Raw genomic sequence first — 21,140 nt, 5'->3', positions numbered from 1 at the left:
AGTGTGTTCCTCGCGGCCGCGGCGGAGGCACTGCACGACCTCCCCGCACCGCTGTTCCCCCCGACCTCACCCCTTCGCCCGGGAGCGGACGCACTCCAGCTGAGAACGAGGAGGAGTTGGTGACATGGAGAGCGTTTCCCCGGTGCCTCGGGCACCTGGCGCCAAACCTGTCGTGGGCCACCTCGCGGCATTCCTGCGCGCCCCGCTGGCTTTCCTGCGCAGCCTGCCCGCGCACGGTCCGCTGGTGGAGATACGACTCGCCAGGAAATCCGTTGTCGTGGTGTGTGACCCCGAACTGACCTCCACGATGCTGGTGCACGACCGGGTCTTCGACAAGGGCGGCCCCCTCTTCGAGCGGCTGCGTGAAGCAGGCGGGCAGGGCCTCGCCACCTGCCCGGCCGCCGAGCACCGTCGCCAGCGCCGGCTCATCCAACCGGCCTTCCACCAGGCGCGCTTCCCCGACTACGCCCGCATCATGACCGAGCGGATGGACGCCGTCATCGGCACCTGGCGCGACGGCCAGACGCTCGACCTGGCCGTGGCATCCCGCAACATCACCGCCGACGTGGTCCTCTCCGCGGTCTTCGGCACCCGCCTGGACCACGGCGTCCATGTGCGCCTGGCCACCGACTTCGACACCCTCCTGGCGGGCTTCACCCGGCACAGTCTCCTGCCGAAACCACTGCGCAAGGTGCCCACACCGGGCAACGTCCGCTACCAGCGGGCCACGCGGCGGGTGCGGCAGTCCATGGCGGACCTCACCACCCAGTACCGAGAGAGCGGCAACACCGGGGAGACGAATCTCCTGTCGATGCTCATCGCCGCCCGCGCCCCGGAGAGCGACGTTCCCGCCCTGACCGACGACGAACTCGTGGACCAGGCTGTGACCATGTACTCCGCCGGGACGGAGACGACGGCAGGCGCGGTGAACTGGAGCCTGTACCTGGCCGCCACACACCCCGCCGTCCGCGCCCGTCTGACGGCCGAGGTCAGCACGGTGCTCGACGGCCGGACCGCGGGCTGGGACGATCTTCCCCGACTCCGCTACACCCGGCAGGTGTTCACCGAGGCCTTGCGGATGTACCCGCCGGGATGGTTCCTCACCCGGCAGACACAGCAGGACACCCACCTGGGGACGTACGCCCTCCCCAAAGGCACGACCATCGCGTACAGCCCCTACCTCATCAGCCACCTGCCGGCCCGCTACCCGGATCCGCAACGCTTCGACCCCGACCGCTGGGATCCCCAGGGAGGCCAACCCCAGGTACCCGCCCTCGTCTTCGGCGGTGGTGCCCGCAAATGCATCGGTGACGAGTTCTCCCTCATGGAAGGCGTCCTGCTGCTCGCATCCCTGCTCAGCCACTGGCACATCGACCTGCACCGCGACAGTCTCACCGCTCCCCGGCTGCCCCGACTGACCCTCAACCCGGGCAGGTTGAGGGCCGCCCTCACCGCACACAACCGGCTGGGAGGCGTGTCGGAGAAGAGTCGGGGCCGGCGCCTGGGACAGGTCAGTCGACGCGGGTGAGCGGAGGGCACTCCCACGCCGCGTCCACGACCTCGCGGTGCGGCCGGTACATGCGAAGGACCACGAACCAGGTGCCGCTTTCGGGCGTGGGCAGCCAGTTGGACTCGCGGCCCTCTCCCGGTGATGCGGGCTGCAGGTGGATCGTCAGGCCACCGTCGGGGTCCATGACGAGCCCGGGTGTGCGGTCCCCGACCGAGTAGCGGCCGGCCGGGTTGGGGATCAGGTTCATGTCGCCGCCGTACGCGGACAGGGACCAGAAGGCATCGACGGGTGGCATCGAGCCCGCGCTGAAGCGCAGTTCGTACCGGCCGGACGACAGCATGTTCCCGTCCGCGTCGTGGTAGTTGAGCAGATAGACCGCTTCGTCGGGATCGTTGGCCATGATGCCCAACAATGACTGGTCGGCAGCGCGCTTGAGGAAGTCGTCGCCGAAGCGGCCCATCTGCGGTGGCGGGTAACGCCACCCGTTCACCGGACGTGCCCACTCCCCGCTGATCATCTGCTGCTTGAGCACCGGCAGACCGACAGCCACAGCCCGGACGAGGTTCTGCTTGACCGCCTCCGGCTGGGCCTCGACATCGAGACCGGGTCCGATCCCGACCTCGGCGAACTGCTTGAGCAGGATCGCGTGGTGCGCCGGTGGCGGGTTCTCGGCCAGCATGGCGTTGAGCGTCTTCCAGGGCCCGAGCGGATCCTGCGCGGGGTCCACCGGCGCGAGCACGTCGCGGCTCGCCGGGAGCTGCGCCGGGTCGACGGGAGCGCCGCCGCTGCGGAAGAAGCTGAGCGGAGTGATCCGGTACTGGGCTTGGAGCGCCTGTACGTTCGGCACGTCGCCCTCGCCGTCGACCAGCGTCCTGCCGAGGATCAGGATCCAGGGGCTCGGCGCGATCGCTACGCGCCGCACACCCTCGGGAAGCTCTCCGCTCCAGTCCGGACCGACGATCGCGAAATGGCCGGCCTTCGATCCCGTGGAGCGCTGACCTATGTAGTCGAAGTTGTCGGAGGTGATGCCCATCAGCTCGAAGGCGAAATAGCGATCACCCATGTCCGGGTGCGAGAGGACAACGGGCTCGCTGCGCAGGTCCACCCATGCGGTCGAGTACAGGGTGTCGTTGTTCGGACATCCGCCGTCCCGGTACGAGGCGTCCAGCAGCCGCTGAGCGTGCCAGAAATGGTTGACCGGGGCGTACGGCACCGTCGCCGGGTCACGCGGCTGTGTCACCCACTGGTGACGCAGCCGGGCGTTGTAGATGTACGGAAAACCGTAGACGAATGCCTGCTCACCCAGCGTGTAGGCGTACTCCCCACGCCAGTCGCGCACCCGTCCGGTCAGGATGGGTGCCACCGCCTGCTGGACCAGCGGCAGCGCCTGAGGCAGCTGCCGGAACCTCTCCACCACGGCCTGGGGGTGCCGTACCGCATCCGCCGCGGCCCGGCCCGCCGCGCCGGCGGCGCTCGCTGCCCGGTTGATGGTGGCCGTGACGCCTGCGGCACCGTCGTGCCTGCGCCGATGCGGACGGTGACGGGTGGCCTGGGACATGATCATGTCCTTCCGCTCATGAACTGCTCGCGGGAAAAGCCTGCGCACCCCTTCTCACCATAGGACTCGTCCGAAGGAGCGCCAACGCGGGCAGCATCCGGTGAACCGCGAGGTTCCCTTCACGGACCGTCGGCGTGCCGATCGGTACTCCATTCATCGGGCTCACCGCCACGCCATTCGACCAGCCCGGACTGTCGCAACCATCCCTCGTCGACATCCTCCAGGCCCCCAAGGCGCAGGAACTCGATGATGTCCAGCAGCCCGTACGCCATCCCGACGAACCGGTCGTTCACACGGACCCGCCGCCCGCCGTCCCCGGCGGGCGGGTAGATGACGATGGGCTGTACGACGGCCATGTCACCAGCGTGCGGTCTGGGACGTCTGGCTGCACGCGGGGCGGTCTTGGCATTCACAGACGTGGCGGGTCATCGGGCGACAAAAACAAAGGCAAGGAGTCATCCACTCCTTGCCACTCTCAAGTTATAGCGCACAGGGGGGCTTGCGGCAAGGCCCCGGTCGTGCCGCAGAATCGCTGGCCGAGGCCAGACGCCGCCGGACTTCGCGGGCGCGGCCTCGGATCGGAGCTGATGACGTGAACCCCCTGACCACCAGTGCGTTCGACCTTCCCGACCAACTCTCCCCGAAGGCCGACCCGACGCTGATCGCCGACGACGAGCAGCACTTCGCGGCCATCGCGGAGAGCCTCGAGCAGGCGATCGCCGAGTTGTCCGACCTCCTCGATGCCGAGCGCAGGGCGCCCGGCGGCGTGGGCCGGCAGGCGATGGACCGGGACGTGGAGATCCACCGGCTGACCGCTCGCCTGCGCGCGCTGCGTCGCTTCGGTCTGGACCTGTGCCTCGGACACATGGTGAGCGCGGACAACCCCGAGCCCGTGTACGTCGGACGACTCGGCCTTACGGACAGCGCGGGCCGTCGGCTGCTGCTCGACTGGCGCTCCCCCGCCGCCGAGCCGTTCTTCGGAGCCACCCACGCCAACCCGATGGGTCTGGCAAGCCGCCGTAGGTATCGCTGGACCCGCGGCCGGATCAGCGACTACTGGGACGAAGTGTTCACCGCCGACGGGCTCGAACGGCACGCCGCGCTCGACGACCAGTCCGCCTTCATCGCCAGCCTGGGCAGCAACAGGTCGGCAAAGATGCGAGACGTGCTCGGCACCATCCAGGCCGACCAGGACGCCATCATCCGCGCGGGATCCCGCGGCGCTCTCGTCGTCGACGGCGGACCGGGTACGGGAAAGACCGTCGTCGCTCTGCACCGCTCCGCCTACCTCCTCTACTCCGACCCTCGCCTCGGTCACCGCCGGGGCGGCGTGCTGTTCGTCGGTCCGCACCGGCCCTACCTGGACTACGTCGCCGACGTCCTCCCCAGCCTCGGAGAGGAGGGCGTGCAGACCTGCATCCTGCGGGACCTCGTCGCCGAGGGAGCCGCAGCTTCGATCGAGGCCGACCCGGACGTGGCCCTTCTGAAGTCGTCCGCGGACCTGGTGAAGGCGATCGAAACGGCCGTCAGGTTCTACGAGGAGCCGCCCGCCGAGGGGATGACGGTCGCGACCCACTGGTCCGACATCTGGCTGAGCGCCGACGACTGGGCCGTGGCGTTCGAAGCGGCAGAACCCGGTACTCCGCACAACGATGCGCGCGACCAGGTCTGGGAGGAACTGCTCACGATCCTGGTGGACAGCCACGACGGCGACGTCTCGCCCGACCTGCTCCGCAAGTCGCTGCGGCAGAACAGGGAGCTGCTCACGGCCTTCAACCGCGCATGGCCGTTGCTCGAAGCGGCCGACCTCGTGGGAGACCTGTGGTCGGTGCCCGCCTACCTGCGGATGTGCGCTCCCTGGCTCAGCCGCGATGACGTGTCGAAGCTGCAACGCGAGGACCCCCAGGCCTGGACGGTGTCCGACCTGCCGCTCCTGGACGCGGCACGGCAGCGGCTCGGCGACCCGGAGGCGTCGCGACGCAAGCGTCGGCACAAGGCCTCTGTCGCCGCCGAACGAGAGCGCATGGCCGGCGTCATCGACAACATCATCGCGGCCGATGCCGACGGTGAGGGCGCGGTGACGATGCTGCGCGGACAGGACCTGCGGGACAGCCTGATCGACGAGAGCGCACTGCCCAGCACCGAACCGGACCTGCTCGCGGGTCCGTTCGCGCACATCGTCGTGGACGAGGCTCAGGAACTGACCGACGCGGAGTGGCAGATGCTGCTGCTCCGGTGCCCGTCCCGGAGCTTCACCATCGTCGGGGACCGCGCCCAGGCCAGGCACGGGTTCACGGAGTCGTGGCAGGAACGGCTCGAGCGGATCGGGCTCGACCGGATCGACCTGGCCTCCCTGAGCATCAACTACCGGACGCCGCAAGAAGTCATGGCGGAAGCCGAGCCGGTCATCCGGGCCGTGCTCCCGGACGCCAACGTGCCGACCTCCATCCGCAGCAGCGGCGTCCCCGTCGTCCACGGATCCGTGTCGGATCTGGACTCGATCCTCGACACCTGGCTCGCCGCACATGCCGAGGGGACCGCCTGCGTCATCGGCGACCCCGCGTTCCGGGCGACATCCCAGGTCCGGTCGCTGACCCCGGAGCTGTCGAAGGGGCTCGAGTTCGACCTGGTCGTCCTCATCGGCCCGGAGGCGTTCGGCGAGGGCATCGAAGGAGCGGTCGACCACTATGTCGCGATGACCCGAGCGACCCAGCAGCTCGTCGTCCTCACCAGCTCCTGACGTCAGCGCGGGAATCGGGGACGGGTCATCGGTGGCTCAGCACGTTGACCACCCGGCCGTTGGGGTCACGGACGAAGAACCGGCGCACTCCCCACTCCTCGTCCTGCAAGGGGCGCACGATCTCCGCGCCGCTGTCTCGCATCACTGCATGGGCGGCATCCACATCGTCCACCTCGACGCTCATGTCGGGCACGACGGGAGCGGTCTTGTCGTGGCTCATGAAGGTGACTTGCGCCGTGGGGTTGGAGGGAGAGGCGAGCGTCATGACCCAGCCAAGGTTCATGACCTCCTCGAACCCCAGGAGGCCGTAGAAGTCCCGGCTCTCCTCCATGGCCTCTGATCGGATGTCGGGCATGACCCGGCGGATGGACACAGGCGACTCCTGGTGGCAGGCGGGAGCAGACGTGTCTCTGATTCTCTCCAGGGGCACCGAGGCGTACCCGTCGCACCTGGAGCGGCAGCCGCCTGGCCCCGATGCGTCATTCGTGCAGCGGAATGCATCGATCGTGCAGGAGTTCACCCGCACGTAACCCGCAGACTCGGTGGCCAGACACAACCGCAGCCCTACCGACACGCGGAGGCGATGCTCCATGCGGACGTTCGTGCACACATCTCATCCCGCACGGGTGGTCTTCGGTTCCGGTACCGTCGGCCGGCTCGCCGAGGAGGTGAGGCGGCTGGGTGGCTCCCGGGTGCTGCTGCTGTCCAGCCCTCCGCTCGCGGAGGCGTCCGCGCGGGTCCGGGACGCACTGGGCGGCCTGGTGGCCGCGGAGTTCGACGGCGCCGTCATGCACACGCCGGTGGAGGTGACGGAACGGGCCCTCGCCGTACTGCGGGAGGCGGGCGCCGACTGCCTCGTGTCCGTGGGCGGCGGTTCGACGACGGGTCTGTCGAAGGCGCTGGCCCTGCGCACGGACCTGCCCCAGGTGGTCGTGCCGACCACGTACGCTGGCTCCGAGGTGACCCCCGTCCTCGGGGAGACACGCGACGGGCGCAAGGTCACTCGGTCCTCGGCCAAGATCCTGCCCGAGACCGTCGTCTACGACGTCGACTTCACGCTTTCCCTGCCACTGCCCATGTCGGTCACCAGCGGTGTGAACGCGATGGCGCATGCCGTGGAGGCGCTGTACTCCGCGGACGCCGATCCGGTCACCGACGGCCAGGCCCTCGACGCGATCTCCCGCATCGCGCGGGCGCTGCCCCGTCTGGCTGCCGACCCGGCCGACCGGGCGGCGCGGGCCGACCTGCTGCAGGCCGCCTGGCTCGCCGGGACGTGCCTGGCCACGGTCGGCATGGGCCTGCACCACAAGCTGTGCCACACCCTGGGCGGCAGCTTCGACCTGCCGCACGCCGAGACGCACACCGTGATCCTGCCGCACGCCATGGCCTACAACGCGCCCGCGGCTCCGGACGCGATGCGCCGCATCGCCCGGGCACTGGACGTGCCCGACGCCGCGAGCGGCGTGTACGACCTGATCGCCTCGCTGGGCGGGCCGACCTCGCTGCGCGACCTGGGCATGCCGGAGTCCGGCCTGGCTCGCGCGGCCGAGCTGGCCGTGGCGACGCCGTACCCGAACCCGCGGGAGCTGACCGCCGAGGGCATCGAGGGCCTGCTGGCCGACGCCTGGCACGGGCGCCGCCCCGAGGGCCCCGCCACCACCGAGTCCACGCTGGCCGAGCTCACCGAGCGCGTCGTGGCGAGCTTCGCGCAGGCGTCCGACGGCCGCGTCCGCACCCTGCTCACCGGCCTCGTACGGCACCTGCACTCCTTCGTGGCCGAGCAGGACGTCACCGACGGGGAGTGGCAATACGCGATCGACTTCCTCACCCGGACGGGACAGCTGTGCGGCCCGACCCGGCAGGAGTTCGTGCTGCTCTCGGACGTCCTGGGTGTCTCCAGTGCCGTGGATCTGCTGACCAACTCCCGCAGCCCCGACACCACCCCGTCCGCCGTCCTGGGCCCCTTCTACGTGGACGGCCCGCCCGAGGCCGCGCATGGCAGCGACATCTCCGGCGGCCTGCCCGGCACCCCGCTGTGGGTGGACGTGACGATCACCGACACGGCCGGTGAGCCCGTGAAGGACACGGTCGTCGACGTCTGGCAGTCCAACGAGGACGGCTTCTACGACGTCCAGCTCCCCGATCTGGACGGCCCCGTCCTGCGGGCGCGGCTGCGCACCGACTCCGAGGGGCGGCTCACGTTCTGGTCGATCCTGCCCTCTGAGTACCCCGTCCCCGACGACGGCCCCGTGGGACAGATGCTCACCGCGGTCGGCCGCCACCCCTACCGCGCACCGCACCTCCACTTCATGATCGACGCGCCCGGCCACCGCCGTCTCATCACGCAGCTGTTCGTTGCGGGCGGCGCCTTCCTCGACAGCGACACGGTCTTCGGCGTCAAGGACCGGCTGATCGTCGACTTCGCCCCGCAGACCGGGCCCGCCCCCGACGGCCGCACCGTCGACGGGGAGTGGCGCCGCCTGGACCACACCTTCCGCATCGCCCGCCTGGCCGACTGACCGAGGAGCAGCCCACCATGCCCCGTACGCATTCCTACGACACCGACGTCCTCGTCGTCGGCAGCGGTCCGGCCGGCGGAGCAGCTGCCCTGCTGCTGGCCACCTACGGCATCCGTACCCTCCAGGTCACCAAATACGGCTGGCTCGCCAACACCCCCAGAGCGCACATCACCAACCAGCGCACCATGGAGGTGCTGCGCGACCTCGGCGTCGAGGCCGAGGCGCTGGCGCAGGGCAGCCCGTCCCACCTCATGGGAGACACGGTGCTGTGTACCGCGCTCGCGGGCGAGGAGATAGCACGGATCCGCACCTGGGGCACAGGACCGCACTCCCTGACCGAGTACACGTCCACCAGCCCCTGCCAGATGATCGACCTGCCGCAGACCTACCTGGAGCCGATCCTCACCACCAACGCAGCGGCGCGCGGCGCCAAAGTCCGCTTCGACACCGAGTTCCTGAGCCTCACACAGGACGAGGACGGCGTCACGGCCCGGCTGCGCGACCGGGTCCGCGGCGACGAGTTCACCGTACGGGCCCGCTATCTGATCGGCGCCGACGGCGGACGCAGCACCGTCGCCGAGCAGATCGGCCTGCCGATGGACGGACGCATGGGCAAGGCCGGCAGCATGAACATCGTCTTCAAGGCCGACCTCGCCCAGTACTGCGCCCACCGTCCCAGCGTCCTGTACTGGGTGCTGCGGCCCGGCGCGGCAACCGGCGGTATCGGCATGGGTCTGGTCCGCATGGTCCGGCCGTGGAACGAGTGGCTGCTGGTGTGGGGCTACGACATCGAGCAGCCGCCGCCCGCGGTCGACGAGGAGGAGGCACGCAGGATCGTACGCGACCTCGTCGGCGCCCCGGACCTGCCGGTGGAGATCACGTCCACCTCCCTGTGGACCGTCAACCACACCTACGCCTCCGCCTACTCGTCCGGGCGGGTCTACTGCATGGGCGACGCCGTTCACCGCCACCCGCCGTCCAACGGTCTCGGCTCCAACACCTCCGTCCAGGACGCCTACAACCTGGCCTGGAAGCTCGCCATGGTGATCCGCGGCGAGGCCGGAGAGGCGCTGCTGGACAGTTACACGGCCGAACGCGCCCCGGTGGGACGGCAGATCGTCGAGCGCGCCAACCTCAGCCGTGACCAGTTCGGCCCCATCTTCGAAACGCTCGGCGTCGGCGCCGACAGCGACGAGCAGACCATCGCCGACGGGCTCGCCGCGCTGCGGGCCGGTACCACCGAGGGTGCCAAGCAGCGCCGCCTGCTGGAGGAGGCCGTCCAGCTCAAGAACTACGAGTTCAACGCGCACGGTGTCGAGATGAACCAGCGCTACGTCTCCGGGGCGGTCCTTCCGGACGACTGTCCTGCCGAGGTCTGGGAGGAGGACCCGGAGTTGGTGGCCCGGCCGACGACCCGGCCGGGCGCCAAACTTCCGCACGCGTGGCTCGTGGACGGCAGCGGCGAGCGGATCTCCACGCTCGACGTCGTCGGCAAGGGCGAGTTCACCGTGCTGACGGGACTGTCGGGCGGGGTCTGGGACACGGCAGCGGACGCATGCCGCGACGAACTCGGCGTACCGCTGCGGTCCGTGCGCATCGGCGACGACAACTCCCGTGACACCTATGGCGAATGGAGCAGGGTGAGCGAGATCGCCGAGGACGGCGTTCTGCTGGTGCGCCCGGACGGCTACGTGGCCTGGCGCCGCTCCACCGCTCCCGAGACCGCGCAGGCGGCGCACGACGCACTGCTCACCGCCCTGCGCCGGGTCCTGGGGCGGTGAGCACGGACAAGCAAGTAGCCACCCCGCAGAGGCGTTGGCCGAGGTGACGGGCGGTCAGTGCTCCGCTGTCGGCACGGCTTCGGACTGAGCGGTGCGCCGGAGGTGCTGGGCGCCTCCGGTGCGCGCATCACGGGCGCCGTCACCCACCAACCGGCCGCGGCCGGCGCGGGCCAGGGACTCGCGGCGCTCTGCATCGGGGCCGGGGGGACAAGCACTGGAGCTGGAACGCCGACCCGGAGAAGTCGCGCTTGCCGCCCCTGTCATCCCTCGCGGCGCACGACGGCCGGTGTGGTGTCCAGGCGGGCGCGCATCACCCTGGTCAGGTGCTCCTGGTGGGAGAACCCGCACTCGATCGCCACCTGCCCGATCGGCGCGGACCCGGTACGCAGCAGTCGGCACGCCTGCTCCAGACGCAGCCCCAGCAGGTACTGGTGCGGCGACTGCCCCGTGCTCGCGCGGAACTGGCGCGTGAACTGACTGGAACTGAGCGAGGCCGCGGCGGCCAGGTCCGTGATCGGCAGAGGGTCGGCGAGCCGCTCCCGCATGAGGTCCCGTACGGCGGCGAGCTGCCGGTCGGAGAGCCCGGAGCGGGCGGGCGACGGCCCGGCGGGACGGGAGGCGTGCCGCCGGGCGAGCTGCGCGGCGAGCATGCCCGTCAGATGGTCCACGTACGTACGGGCCGACGGCTCCCAGCGGCGCACGACACCGTCCAGCGCGATCATGAGCTGTTCGGCGAGCGGATCCGTGACACCCAGTTGTTCGGACAGCTCGACCGGTTGCCCCTCGTTGGCCTCGCGCAGCGCCTGGTCCGTCAGATAGGCGTGCACCGTGTCGAGACCGCCTCCGAGCTCCACGCTCAGTTCCCGGCCGGCCGGCTGCAGGAACAGGCCACCGGCCGGGATCGTCCGTGACCGCGCCGTGCTGCCCTGACCACGCCGTACGGTGACGGGCCCGCTGAGATGAAGGATCAGCAGATGGGTGGGGGCGGGAGCGAACGTCGCCCGGTAGGACTGTTCCTGCTGGGAGGAGACGTAGAGGTGCTCCCATCCGAGCCCCGCGCTGCTGTACCGAGGCCGTACGCCGGGCCGACGCAGGATCCCCACCGTATCGACCAGTCCAAGCTCCCGCACGGTGCGACCTCCTCGTAGCACCACCCCATTAGTTGAACAGTTAACCACAAGGGGGTGGGTACGTCGAGGAGTCAGACCCTTCCATGGACGTCCAGGAGGCGCGCGTCCCTGGTGACACCAGGCGGTGGTCGACGGTGGCGACGGCCGCCAGGACGCCCCCACCAGGGTCATGCCGAGCCGGCCGGCGATGGACACCGTCGCTCCCAGCGGGACCGCGCACACCGCCCCCACCAGGCGGTCGGTGAGCCGTCCGCTTCCCAGCAGGCCCCGGTAGGCCGCGTGGCCCAGGAGGAACACCGCTGTGCCGCAGCCCAGCCACCACCGGTGGGCATGACCGTCGAAGTGGTGAATGGCGTCGGTGATCCCCGCCGCGACCAGGATGACACCGACGATCATCACGAGATGCGCGCCGGTGAACGCGTAGTGGGCGAGCATCTGGTGACGGGCCGGTTCGGCGCCTCCGGCCGGCTGCAGTACGCCGGCCGGAGGACCGTCCTCTCACGGTGTCCGCAAGGGCCCCGCCTCACATGCCGACATAGGCCGCCAGGTGCTCGCCGGTGAGGGTGGAGCGGGTGGTGACGAGGTCGCCGGGGGTGCCCTCGAAGACGATGCTGCCGCCGTCGTGGCCGGCGCCGGGGCCGAGGTCGATGATCCAGTCGGCGTGCGCCATGACCGCCTGGTGGTGCTCGATGACGATGACCGACTTGCCGGAGTCGACGAGCCGGTCGAGCAGGCCGAGCAGCTGCTCGACGTCGGCGAGGTGGAGGCCGGTGGTCGGCTCGTCGAGGACATAGATGCCGCCCTTGTCCCCCATGTGCGTGGCCAGCTTCAGCCGCTGCCGCTCGCCGCCGGACAGCGTGGTGAGGGGCTGGCCGAGGGTGAGGTAGCCGAGTCCGACGTCGGCGAGCCGGTCGAGGATCCTGTGTGCGGCCGGCGTGTGCGCCTCGCCGGAGCCGAAGAACTCCTCGGCCTCGGTCACCGACATCGCGAGCACCTCGCTGATGTCGCGGCCGCCGAGGTGGTACTCCAGCACCGATGCCTGGAACCGCTTGCCCTCGCAGTCCTCGCAGGGCGTGTCGACGCCGGCCATCATGCCCAGGTCGACGTAGACGACGCCGGCGCCGTTGCAGGTCGGGCAGGCGCCCTCGGAGTTGGCGCTGAACAGCGCCGGCTTCACGCCGTTGGCCTTCGCGAACGCCTTGCGGATCGGGTCGAGCAGTCCGGTGTACGTCGCCGGGTTGCTGCGCCGGGAACCGCGGATCGGGGCCTGGTCGACCGCCACCACACCCTCGGCGGTGGGGATCGAACCGTGCACGAGCGAGCTCTTGCCGGAGCCGGCGACGCCGGTGACGACGGTCAGCACCCCGAGCGGGATGTCGACGTCGACGCCCCGCAGGTTGTTCGCCGTCGCGCCGCGGATCTCCAGCGCGCCGGTGGGCTTGCGCACCGACTCCTTGAGGGCGGCCCGGTCGTCGAGATGGCGGCCGGTGACGGTCTCGGAGGCCCGCAGCCCCTCGAGGGTGCCCTCGAAGCAGACGGTGCCGCCCGCCGTACCGGCACCGGGGCCGAGGTCGACGACGTGATCGGCGATCGCGATCGCCTCCGGCTTGTGCTCCACGACGAGCACCGTGTTGCCCTTGTCCCGCAGCCGCAGCAGCAGGTTGTTCATCCGCTGGATGTCATGGGGGTGCAGGCCGATGGTGGGCTCGTCGAAGACGTAGGTGACGTCGGTGAGTGAGGAACCGAGGTGGCGGATCATCTTGACGCGCTGCGCCTCCCCGCCCGACAGCGTGCCCGACGGCCGGTCGAGCGCGAGATAGCCGAGGCCGATCTCCACGAACGAGTCGAGGGTCTGCTGCAGCGCGGTGAGCAGCGGCGCCACCGACGGCTCCTCGAGGCCGCGGACCCACTCGGCGAGGTCGCGGATCTCCATCGCGCAGGCGTCGGCGATGGAGATCCCCTCGATCTTCGACGACCGGGCCCCTGCGCTGAGCCGGGTGCCGTCGCACTCGGGGCAGGTGGTGAAGGTGACCGCCCGCTCCACGAACGCCCGGATGTGCGGCTGCATCGATTCCTTGTCCTTGGACAGGAACGACTTCTGGATCTTCGGGATCAGGCCCTCGTAGGTGAGGTTGATGCCGTTCACCTTGATCTTGACCGGCTCCCCGTAGAGGAAGGCCTGCATCTCCTTCGTGGTGTACTCGCGGATCGGCTTGTCCGGGTCGACGAAGCCGGACTGGGCGTAGAGCTGCACGGTCCACTGGCTGTCCGACTTCCAGCCGGGGATGGTGAACGCGCCCTCGGACAGCGACCTGGAGTCGTCGTAGAGCTGGGTGAGGTCGATGTCGGAGACGGTGCCCCGGCCCTCGCAGCGCGTGCACATGCCGCCGGTGCGTTCGAAAGTCGCCTTCTCGGCCTTGGTCTTGGTGCCGCGCTCGACCGTGATCGCCCCGCTCGCCCGGACCGAGGCGGTGTTGAAGGAGTACGCGCCGGGCGGGCCGATGTGCGGCTCGCCGAGCCGACTGAAGAGGATGCGCAGCATCGCGTTGGCGTCGGTGGCGGTGCCGACCGTGGAGCGGGGGTCGGCACCCATCCGCTGCTGGTCGACGATGATCGCGGTCGTCAGCCCGTCCAGCACGTCGACCTCGGGCCGTGCCAGCGTCGGCATGAAGCCCTGCACGAAAGCGCTGTAGGTTTCGTTGATCAGCCGCTGCGACTCCGCGGCGATCGTGTCGAACACCAGCGAGCTCTTGCCCGAGCCGGACACGCCGGTGAACACCGTCAGCCGGCGCTTCGGGATCTCGATACTGACGTCCTTGAGGTTGTTCTCGCGCGCGCCGTGCACGCGGATCAGATCGTGGCTGTCGGCAGCGTGCAGCACAGGCGACTGCGCGTCCGTCGTCTTGGCCATGCTTGTCTTCGTCTCCATCTCTCACGCGGGGTCGCCTACACGAGGAACAGCGGAACACCGCGCACCCTACGCCGACGTATCCGCCCCCCGGATCTCCTTGCCGAAGGTTGTGCCGGGGGAGTCGATACGCGGGGTCGGTTCCGGACTGCGATCGCCGGACGGCTCAGCTCTTCTCCTGGATGCGGATCAGATTGCCCGCGGGATCCCGGAAGGCGCAGTCGCGGACACCGTACGGCTGATCGGTCGGCTCCTGGACGACCTCGGCACTGGCCTGCAGCCGCTCGAAGGTGCCGTCGAGGTCCTTGGTGGCCAGGAGGAGGCTGGCGTAGGTGCCCTTGGCCATCATCTCGGCGATGGTGCGACGCTCGTCGTCGGTGACGCCGGGATCGGCAGCCGGCGGATACAGGACGATCGACGTGCCGGGCTGTTCGGCAGGGCCGACCGTGATCCAGCGCATCCCTGCGTAGCCGACGTCGTTGCGGACCTCGAAGCCGAGGGTGTCGCGATAGAACGCCAGGGCGGCATCGGGGTCGTTCTGCGGAAGGAAGCTCGCGTGAATGGTGATGTCCATGGCAGCCACGCTAGCCACGGCTCGGGACCGGTGCTTCTCGATTCCTGATCGGTCTGGTCACCTGTTTCGCCACGCACGACGGCATCCCCGCCGTCGTGCGCGCCGCCTCGCGCCGGTAGACGCTGGGCGGTACGCCGACCAGCTCGGTGAAGCGCGTGCTGAAGGTGCCCAGCGACGAGCAGCCGACCGCGAAACAGACCTCGGTGACACTGAGATCGCCACGGCGCAGCAGCGCCATCGCGCGCTCGATGCGCCGCGTCATGAGGTAGCTGTACGGCGACTCGCCATAGGCGCGCCGGAACTCGCGGCTGAGATGGCCGGCCGACATGTGCACGCCGCGGGCGAGCGCCTCGACGTCCAGCGGCTGCGCATACTCCCGATCGATCCGGTCACGAACGCGACGCAGCCGCGCGAGGTCGCGCAGATGCTGCGTCGAGGCGGCTGTGCTGGTCACAGGCCAGATCCTACGCCGCACCGGACCGCCCCACACCGCCGACGACCCGCCTCGTCCCACACCCTCCCACCAGGCCCAACTCCCAGCCCCACCCGGCGCGTTGCTGCTCCTGCTGCTGCCGGCCGGCACCTCCTGCAGCCGTGTCTCACTCGGCCCAGGGCTTGAAGCCGGTGTCGAGAACGGCTTCCAGGGATGCACGCAGCCGGGCTGCCTCGTCGGCGCCGAACTTCTCCTCGAACTGGGCCTGCACGGCTTTCCACAGCGGCAGCGCCGCCTTCAGCCGGGAAAGACCGTCCGGTGTGATGGTGACGATCCGTGCGCGGCGGTCGGCTGCCGACGGCTCCACGGTCACCAGCCCCTCGCGGGCGAGCGGCTTGAGGTTCGTCGCCAGCGTCGTGCGATCCATGGCGATCATTTCGGCAAGGCTGCTGATCGTCACGTCCCCGTGCGCGCTGAGCTTCTGCAGGATGCTGAACTGCGTGGCCCGAAGACCGACCGGGGCCAGCGCCTTGTCGTAGGTCGCGCCGAGGTACCGGGCCGCCTTGCGCAGTGCCAGGTTGTTGCACGCGTGGGCGGGGTTCGTCGGCGTAGCGGTCATGATCTCCTCCAGAGCCTTCTCCACCATGATACGAGCTTATGCTCGTAACTCCTTGCCCTCCCATAAATACGAGCATATGCTCGTAACTGCAGTCGCGGCGCGCGCACCCCTCGTCCCACCTCCCGCACGCCCCGCGCCCTCCGTCAGAAAGCCCCTTCATGGAAACCCCCGCAGCGTCCGCTCCCGAGCGCGACCACACACTCTCGGCAGCGACTGAGCCCTCACCCAAGCCCCACAACACCGCTCACCGTCGGCCGCCGGTGAGGTCCTGGCTCCAACCGACACTGATCGCCCTCGTCGTCGTGGCGGCCTTCATCGGCTGCTACGTCGGCCTGCAGCGCGACCCCCAGCCCCATCAGGTCCCCATCGCCGTCACCACACCGGACCTGCCGGGCGAGATACACCAGGCCCTCGGCGACAGCGTCGACATCCACCCGGCTGCCGACACCGGGGCCGCCCGCGACGCGCTGGAGCGCCACGACGTCGTCGCCGCCCTCAGCACCGACGGCCCGGACGGACTGCGCCTGGAGATCGCGGGAGCCGACGGCGCGTCCACCACATCGGCGGTGAAGAGCCTCGTCGGCACCTACGCCCACGACGCGGGCAAGCACCTCACCACCGAGGACGTCGTTCCCCTGACCCACTTCGACGCCCGGGGACTGGCCGGCTTCTATGTGGCCTTCGGCGTGACCCTGGCCGGCTTCGTCCTCGGCTCGAACGCCCTCGGACTGGCCGGGCACCTGAACCTGCGCCACCGGTTCCGGCTGCTGGCCGGCGCCTCCGTGGCCATCGGCACGGTCGCCGCGATCGTCGCCGGACCTGCGCTGGGAGCAGTCCCGGCCCCGGTCGTTCCGCTGATCCTCACCCTCACGCTCCTGGCAGCAGCCGCCGCCTTCACGACCAAACTCCTCGGCACGTATCTCGGCCCCGTAGGAATCCCCGTCGCCACCCTGCTGCTCCTCACCCTCGGCAACGCCACCAGCGGTGCCATCATCGGCGCCGACCTCCTGCCCGCCGCGGCCCGAGCCGTCTCCGCCCTGCTGCCACCGGGCGCCGCCGTCCGCGCCATCACCGACCTGAGCTACTTCAACGGCGCGCACGTAACAGGCCCTGCGATCACGCTCGCCCTGTGGGCCGCCGTCGCCGCGCTCCTGCTCGGCCTGCGCCCCCGCCTGATGCGACGGCGCGCCGCAGCCGCGGCTTGATCCGTCAGGACGTGTCCGGTGGATCGGGCCGGTCGTTGGAGTCCGGTAGACAGCCCCATCCCGGGTGAGAGCGATCGAGAGGTGCCATGGACAACCGAACCCGTAAGCGGCGTGGCGGCGTGGCTGCCCTTGTGCTGGCCGGCGCGGTCATGGCGGTGGGCTGTACGGAAGGAGGAGGCAGGCTGGACGGGGCCCCGGCCGACGAGAGCAGGACGGCGTCGCCGGCTCGGACCGGGACGCCGAGGGCGTCGGGTTCTCAGCCGTCCAGGAGCCCTGAGGTCGTGCTGAAGGGGACTTGGTTCAATCACACGATCGCCAGCCAGAATTCCTTCTACACGCTCACCGTGGACGACAAGGGGGAACTCGTCAGTCTCGGCAGCCCGGCCGGGCGGGACGGCGACATCTGCGACGGGAGCCTCACCGGGAAGAAGAAGCTGAAACTCGTGCTCGACTGCCTCAACACCAATGACCTCAAAGTCGGGCCCGCACAGGAGGAGAGGGTGTACCGGGCCGAGGTATTCGTGGCGGAGGCCGCGGAGGCAGGGATCGCCGGACAAGGCCCCACCCTCGTGGCGCAGTGGGAGGACGGACGCATCGACTACCTCACCAAGAGCTGATGCACGGCACGTCAACGGCGTTGCCGCTCCGAATCAGCTCAGCAGGCCACTGCCCGCGGGGTTTGCAGCGCCTACTTCCACTCGACTAAAATTCATGATCGTCGGTGCCGACCGGTTTACATGCCCGACCGGTTTACCGCAGCAATGGCCCCACCGATGGAGGACGGCCATGGCAAAGATTATTGCGGTGCTCTATCCGGATCCGGTGGGCGGTTATCCACCTGACTACGCCCGCGACGAGATTCCCGACATCACCGGTTACCCGGGGGGTCAGACCGCGCCCACCCCGCAAGCCATCGATTTCACCCCGGGACAGCTTCTCGGCTGTGTCTCGGGCGAACTGGGACTGCGCCGCTTCCTGGAGGAGCGGGGCCACACGTTCGTCGTCACGTCCGACAAGGAGGGCGCGGACTCCACGCTGGACCGTGAGTTGCCCGACGCCGACGTGGTGATCTCGCAGCCCTTCTGGCCCGCCTATCTGACCCCCGAGCGAATCGCCGCCGCTCCCCAGCTCAAGCTGGCGATCACCGCGGGGATCGGGTCGGACCACGTCGACCTGCCGAGTGCGATCGCCCACGGCCTGACCGTGGCGGAGGTGACCTACAGCAACAGCATCAGCGTGTCCGAGCACGCCGTCATGCAGATCCTCACCCTGGTGCACAACTACCTGCCCGCCCACGAGTGGGTGACCACCAAGAAGGGCTGGAACATCGCCGACAGCGTCTCGCGCGCCTACGACCTCGAAGGAATGGACGTCGGTGTCCTCGGCTCCGGCCGTATCGGCCTGGCGGTGCTGCGCCGCCTCAAGCCGTTCGACGTCACGCTGCACTACTGCGATGTGCACCGGCTGCCCCAGGAGGTCGAGCAGGAGCTGGAGCTGACCTGGCATCCCGACGCCCGGTCCCTGGCCCCCGCGGTCGACGTGCTGTCGATCCACACCCCCCTGCACCCGCAGACGCAGAACCTCTTCGACGACGAACTGATCGGGGCCATGAAGCGGGGTTCGTACATCGTCAACACGGCACGTGCGCTGATCGTCAACCGCGACGCCGTGGTGCGGGCACTGAACAGTGGTCAGCTGGCCGGGTACGCCGGTGACGTCTGGTATCCGCAGCCGCCGCCACCCGACCATCCCTGGCGCACGATGCCGTACGAGGCGATGACACCGCACGTGTCCGGTACGACCCTCTCCGCGCAGGCCCGCTATGCCGCCGGCACCCGGGAGATCCTGGAGAGCTGGCTCGACGGGCGCCCCGTTCGCCCGGAGTACCTGATCGTCGACGGCGGCGGTCTCGCCGGAACGGGAGCGCGTTCCTACACGGTCGCCGGATGACGACCAGGGCGGAGCCGCGGGGCCGACCACCCGACGGAGCAGGGCCCCAGGACCTGAAGCAGCTCGTCCGTACCGTCCCGTACGACGTCGCCCTGCCGGAGCTGCTGCTGGGTCCGCCGGGCGGTCCCGCGCCCCGCTCAGACACCACTCCCACCAGCGGTCCAGCCCTGCTGCGTCGAGTCGTTCGACCGCGCGCAGCGCGGGCCGGCCGCAGGCCCGCGCTGCGCGGTCACCTTCGCCCCGCCCGCGACCGGGTCGACCGCAAGCGCGGGCTCCCCCGCCCGCAATGACAGAACCAGCCCGTGCAGCCGGTCCGTGACGACCACGTCCAGCCGCGAGGGCGGACGACAGCTGGGCCGATGTCGCGAACAGCCGCCAGTCGTGCGTGTCGAGACGGGGCTCCAGCTCCAGGCGCGCACAGTCCTTGCCGGTCAGCCGGCGGGTCACCACGGCAGTGACCTCGGCGTGCCGCCGCAGCGGCCCGGGCGGCGCCCGGTACGAGCCGCCTGTCGCTGCAGTGATCCTCGTCCGCCTGGTCCGGGTCGCCCGGTGGTGCGACGCTGGAGATTGAGAGGTGTCCGAGGACGGGAACCCGGGAGGGCCGATGGGACGGGACGTCCCGGCGTTGGTCTTCACCCGCGAGGACCGCCGCCGGTACCGGATCAAGATGCAGGAGTGCCTCGACGCGTTTGCGCAGATGCTGCGCGAGTCACGGTTCGAGTCCGGGCGGCCCCGGGTGGGACTGGAGATCGAGCTGAACCTGGTCGACGACGAGGCCGAGCCGACGATGCGCAACGTCGATGTGCTCGAGGCGATCGCGGATCCCGCCTGGTCGACCGAGCTGGGCCGCTTCAACCTGGAGATCAACATTCCGCCCCGCCGGCTGACGGCGGGCGGCCCCGACGACTGGGAGTCCGAGATCCGCGGCGCGCTGAACCACGCGGAGCAACGCGCCAGGTCGGTCGGAGCACATCTGATCATGGTCGGCATCCTTCCCACACTGCGGCCTGAGGACGTCGGCGAGGCGGCGCTGTCGGAGAACCCCCGCTACCGACTGCTCAACGACCAGATCTTCATGGCTCGGGGCGAGGACCTGCGCCTCGACGTGGACGGTGTCGACCGGCTGCGCACCTACGCGGACACGATCACTCCGGAGGCGGCGTGCACCAGCACCCAGTTCCACCTCCAGGTCTCCCCGGAGGAGTTCGCCGACTACTGGAACGCCGCGCAGGCGGTCGCCGGGGTCCAGGTCGCGCTGGCCGCCAACTCACCGTTCCTGTTCGGCAAGGAACTGTGGCACGAAACCCGCATCCCGCTGTTCGAGCAGGCCACCGACACCCGTCCGCAGGAGATCAAGGTGCAGGGAGTGCGGCCCAGGGTGTGGTTCGGAGAGCGATGGATCACCAGCGTCTTCGACCTCTTCGAGGAGAACCTGCGCTACTTCCCGGCACTGCTGCCCCTGTGCGACGAGCAGGACCCCGCGGAGACGCTGGACCGCGGCGACATCCCCGAACTGGCCGAGCTCACCCTGCACAACGGCACCATCTACCGCTGGAACCGTCCGGTCTACGCCGTCGCCCACGACAAACCCCATGTGAGGGTGGAGAACCGAGTACTGCCCGCCGGCCCGACCGTCGCCGACACCCTCGCCAACGGCGCCTTCTACTACGGGCTCACCCGCGCCCTGGTCGAGGAGGAGCGGCCGGTCTGGTCACGGATGTCCTTCTCGGCCGCCGAGGAGAACCTGCACACGGCGGCGCGGCACGGCATCGAGGCACGGCTGTACTGGCCCGGCATGGGCGAGGTGCCGGTGCCCGAACTCGTCCTGCGGCGTCTGCTGCCGCTGGCGCACCGGGGGCTGGAGCGCTCCGGCATGGACGAAGCCTGGCGAGAGCCGCTGCTCGGCATCATCGACCAGCGGTGCGTCACCGGCCGTAACGGAGCGGTGTGGCAGAAGGAGATGTTCCACCACATCGATGCCTCCACCCACACCGGCCGCCACGAGGCGCTGCGGCTGATGACGCAGCAGTACATCGACTACATGCACCTCAATGCCCCGGCCCACACGTGGCCGGTCGACTGACGCAGGTCCTGCACGCCTCCCAGGGCACAGCAGGCCCCCGCCGTGCCCGGAGCGCATGGTGATCGGCTCCGACGGCATGACGGGGGCGGGATGGCCCGGTGAGGGCCCGGAAGCACGCACTGGCGGTCTC

The 21,140-nt window shown here is 69.9% G+C and carries 16 protein-coding genes and 1 pseudogene; 8 read left to right on the top strand and 9 right to left on the bottom strand.

All coding sequences use genetic code 11. The annotated features are described in order from the left end of the window. Positions 1-124 precede the first annotated feature (124 nt). Positions 125-1,528, top strand: a complete 1,404-nt coding sequence (locus StrepF001_RS41205; protein WP_129803202.1) for a cytochrome P450 — start codon at positions 125-127, stop codon at positions 1,526-1,528. Here StrepF001_RS41205 and StrepF001_RS41200 read toward each other — a convergent pair. Then, positions 1,512-3,068: a DUF1254 domain-containing protein gene (locus StrepF001_RS41200; RefSeq protein ID WP_165396545.1), complete on the bottom strand. Its 1,557-nt coding sequence runs from the start codon at positions 3,066-3,068 to the stop codon at positions 1,512-1,514. The two genes, StrepF001_RS41205 and StrepF001_RS41200, sit on opposite strands and share 17 nt — an antisense overlap. Positions 3,069-3,187: 119 nt before the next feature. After that, a complete protein-coding gene (locus StrepF001_RS41195; protein WP_129803200.1) occupies positions 3,188-3,424 on the bottom strand; it encodes a hypothetical protein in 237 nt (78 codons plus the stop codon). 236 nt (positions 3,425-3,660) lie between these two features. Between StrepF001_RS41195 and helR the strand changes: the two genes are divergently transcribed. Then, on the top strand, positions 3,661-5,808 hold the full coding sequence (helR, locus tag StrepF001_RS41190) for an RNA polymerase recycling motor ATPase HelR (protein WP_129803199.1): 2,148 nt from the start codon (positions 3,661-3,663) through the stop codon (positions 5,806-5,808). 25 nt (positions 5,809-5,833) lie between these two features. Here helR and StrepF001_RS41185 read toward each other — a convergent pair whose 3' ends face one another. Continuing rightward, positions 5,834-6,181, bottom strand: coding sequence for a VOC family protein (locus StrepF001_RS41185; protein ID WP_129803198.1), 348 nt, complete (start codon positions 6,179-6,181; stop codon positions 5,834-5,836). 217 nt (positions 6,182-6,398) lie between these two features. Between StrepF001_RS41185 and StrepF001_RS41180 the strand changes: the two genes are divergently transcribed. Together StrepF001_RS41180 and StrepF001_RS41175 are read left to right on the top strand one after the other, a co-directional pair. Further along, positions 6,399-8,327 (top strand): maleylacetate reductase and hydroxyquinol 1,2-dioxygenase domain-containing protein, encoded by a 1,929-nt coding sequence (locus StrepF001_RS41180; protein WP_129803197.1) that lies wholly within the window; start codon positions 6,399-6,401, stop codon positions 8,325-8,327. 17 nt (positions 8,328-8,344) lie between these two features. Next, positions 8,345-10,108, top strand: a complete 1,764-nt coding sequence (locus StrepF001_RS41175) for an FAD-dependent monooxygenase (RefSeq protein ID WP_129803196.1) — start codon at positions 8,345-8,347, stop codon at positions 10,106-10,108. A 260-nt stretch (positions 10,109-10,368) separates the two neighbouring features. Here StrepF001_RS41175 and StrepF001_RS41170 read toward each other — a convergent pair whose 3' ends face one another. The 5 genes from StrepF001_RS41170 to StrepF001_RS41150 form a co-directional block, all read right to left on the bottom strand. Then, the gene (locus StrepF001_RS41170) at positions 10,369-11,673 is read right to left on the bottom strand and encodes an AraC family transcriptional regulator (protein WP_129803195.1); all 1,305 of its coding nucleotides are present in this window, start codon (positions 11,671-11,673) and stop codon (positions 10,369-10,371) included. 88 nt (positions 11,674-11,761) lie between these two features. Further along, entirely contained in the window at positions 11,762-14,149 is a 2,388-nt protein-coding gene (locus StrepF001_RS41165; protein ID WP_129803194.1) for an excinuclease ABC subunit UvrA, read from the bottom strand. A gap of 163 nt (positions 14,150-14,312) precedes the next feature. Next, entirely contained in the window at positions 14,313-14,720 is a 408-nt protein-coding gene (locus StrepF001_RS41160) for a VOC family protein (protein ID WP_129803193.1), read from the bottom strand. Between the two features lie 10 nt (positions 14,721-14,730). Next, complete coding sequence (locus StrepF001_RS41155) at positions 14,731-15,174, bottom strand: helix-turn-helix transcriptional regulator (protein ID WP_129803192.1); 444 nt, start codon at positions 15,172-15,174, stop codon at positions 14,731-14,733. A 145-nt stretch (positions 15,175-15,319) separates the two neighbouring features. After that, positions 15,320-15,799 (bottom strand): MarR family winged helix-turn-helix transcriptional regulator, encoded by a 480-nt coding sequence (locus StrepF001_RS41150; protein ID WP_240797938.1) that lies wholly within the window; start codon positions 15,797-15,799, stop codon positions 15,320-15,322. Between the two features lie 233 nt (positions 15,800-16,032). Here StrepF001_RS41150 and StrepF001_RS41145 point away from each other — a divergent pair, with 233 nt between their 5' ends. From StrepF001_RS41145 to StrepF001_RS41135, 3 genes are all read left to right on the top strand, one after another. Continuing rightward, the gene (locus tag StrepF001_RS41145) at positions 16,033-16,977 is read left to right on the top strand and encodes a hypothetical protein (protein WP_129803191.1); all 945 of its coding nucleotides are present in this window, start codon (positions 16,033-16,035) and stop codon (positions 16,975-16,977) included. 281 nt (positions 16,978-17,258) lie between these two features. After that, positions 17,259-17,594, top strand: a complete 336-nt coding sequence (locus StrepF001_RS41140) for a hypothetical protein (RefSeq protein ID WP_129803190.1) — start codon at positions 17,259-17,261, stop codon at positions 17,592-17,594. Positions 17,595-17,763: 169 nt separating this feature from the next. Continuing rightward, positions 17,764-18,927 carry an NAD-dependent formate dehydrogenase gene (locus StrepF001_RS41135; RefSeq protein WP_129803189.1) on the top strand — a complete coding sequence of 388 codons (1,164 nt, stop codon included), beginning with the start codon at positions 17,764-17,766 and terminating at the stop codon, positions 18,925-18,927. Here the strand turns inward: StrepF001_RS41135 and StrepF001_RS49075 are convergent. Beyond that, a pseudogene (locus StrepF001_RS49075) lies at positions 18,909-19,401 on the bottom strand (polysaccharide pyruvyl transferase family protein); the annotation flags it as partial. The gene StrepF001_RS41135 and the pseudogene StrepF001_RS49075 overlap by 19 nt on opposite strands. Before the next feature lie 130 nt (positions 19,402-19,531). Between StrepF001_RS49075 and StrepF001_RS41125 the strand changes: the two are divergent. Then, complete coding sequence (locus tag StrepF001_RS41125; RefSeq protein ID WP_129803188.1) at positions 19,532-21,010, top strand: glutamate-cysteine ligase family protein; 1,479 nt, start codon at positions 19,532-19,534, stop codon at positions 21,008-21,010. The last annotated feature ends 130 nt before the right edge of the window (positions 21,011-21,140 follow it).

Origin of the sequence: Streptomyces sp. F001 (assembly GCF_004187715.1) — a bacterium.
In the GTDB taxonomy this organism is placed as follows: Bacteria; Actinomycetota; Actinomycetes; order Streptomycetales; family Streptomycetaceae; genus Streptomyces; species Streptomyces flavusporus.
Note: the sequence above shows the minus strand (reverse complement) of the source record. Positions and strands in the feature narration are given on the sequence as shown.

What these genes read in the sequence shown, in the direction of transcription:
- StrepF001_RS41205 (WP_129803202.1), top strand. Translation starts at nt 125, where the DNA reads ATGGAGAGCGTTTCCCCGGTGCCTCGGGCACCTGGCGCCAAACCTGTC.
- StrepF001_RS41200 (WP_165396545.1), bottom strand. Translation starts at nt 3,068, where the DNA reads ATGTCCCAGGCCACCCGTCACCGTCCGCATCGGCGCAGGCACGACGGT.
- StrepF001_RS41195 (WP_129803200.1), bottom strand. Translation starts at nt 3,424, where the DNA reads ATGGCCGTCGTACAGCCCATCGTCATCTACCCGCCCGCCGGGGACGGC.
- StrepF001_RS41180 (WP_129803197.1), top strand. Translation starts at nt 6,399, where the DNA reads ATGCGGACGTTCGTGCACACATCTCATCCCGCACGGGTGGTCTTCGGT.
- StrepF001_RS41175 (WP_129803196.1), top strand. Translation starts at nt 8,345, where the DNA reads ATGCCCCGTACGCATTCCTACGACACCGACGTCCTCGTCGTCGGCAGC.
- StrepF001_RS41170 (WP_129803195.1), bottom strand. Translation starts at nt 11,673, where the DNA reads ATGCTCGCCCACTACGCGTTCACCGGCGCGCATCTCGTGATGATCGTC.
- StrepF001_RS41165 (WP_129803194.1), bottom strand. Translation starts at nt 14,149, where the DNA reads ATGGCCAAGACGACGGACGCGCAGTCGCCTGTGCTGCACGCTGCCGAC.
- StrepF001_RS41160 (WP_129803193.1), bottom strand. Translation starts at nt 14,720, where the DNA reads ATGGACATCACCATTCACGCGAGCTTCCTTCCGCAGAACGACCCCGAT.
- StrepF001_RS41150 (WP_240797938.1), bottom strand. Translation starts at nt 15,799, where the DNA reads ATGGTGGAGAAGGCTCTGGAGGAGATCATGACCGCTACGCCGACGAAC.
- StrepF001_RS41135 (WP_129803189.1), top strand. Translation starts at nt 17,764, where the DNA reads ATGGCAAAGATTATTGCGGTGCTCTATCCGGATCCGGTGGGCGGTTAT.
- StrepF001_RS41125 (WP_129803188.1), top strand. Translation starts at nt 19,532, where the DNA reads ATGGGACGGGACGTCCCGGCGTTGGTCTTCACCCGCGAGGACCGCCGC.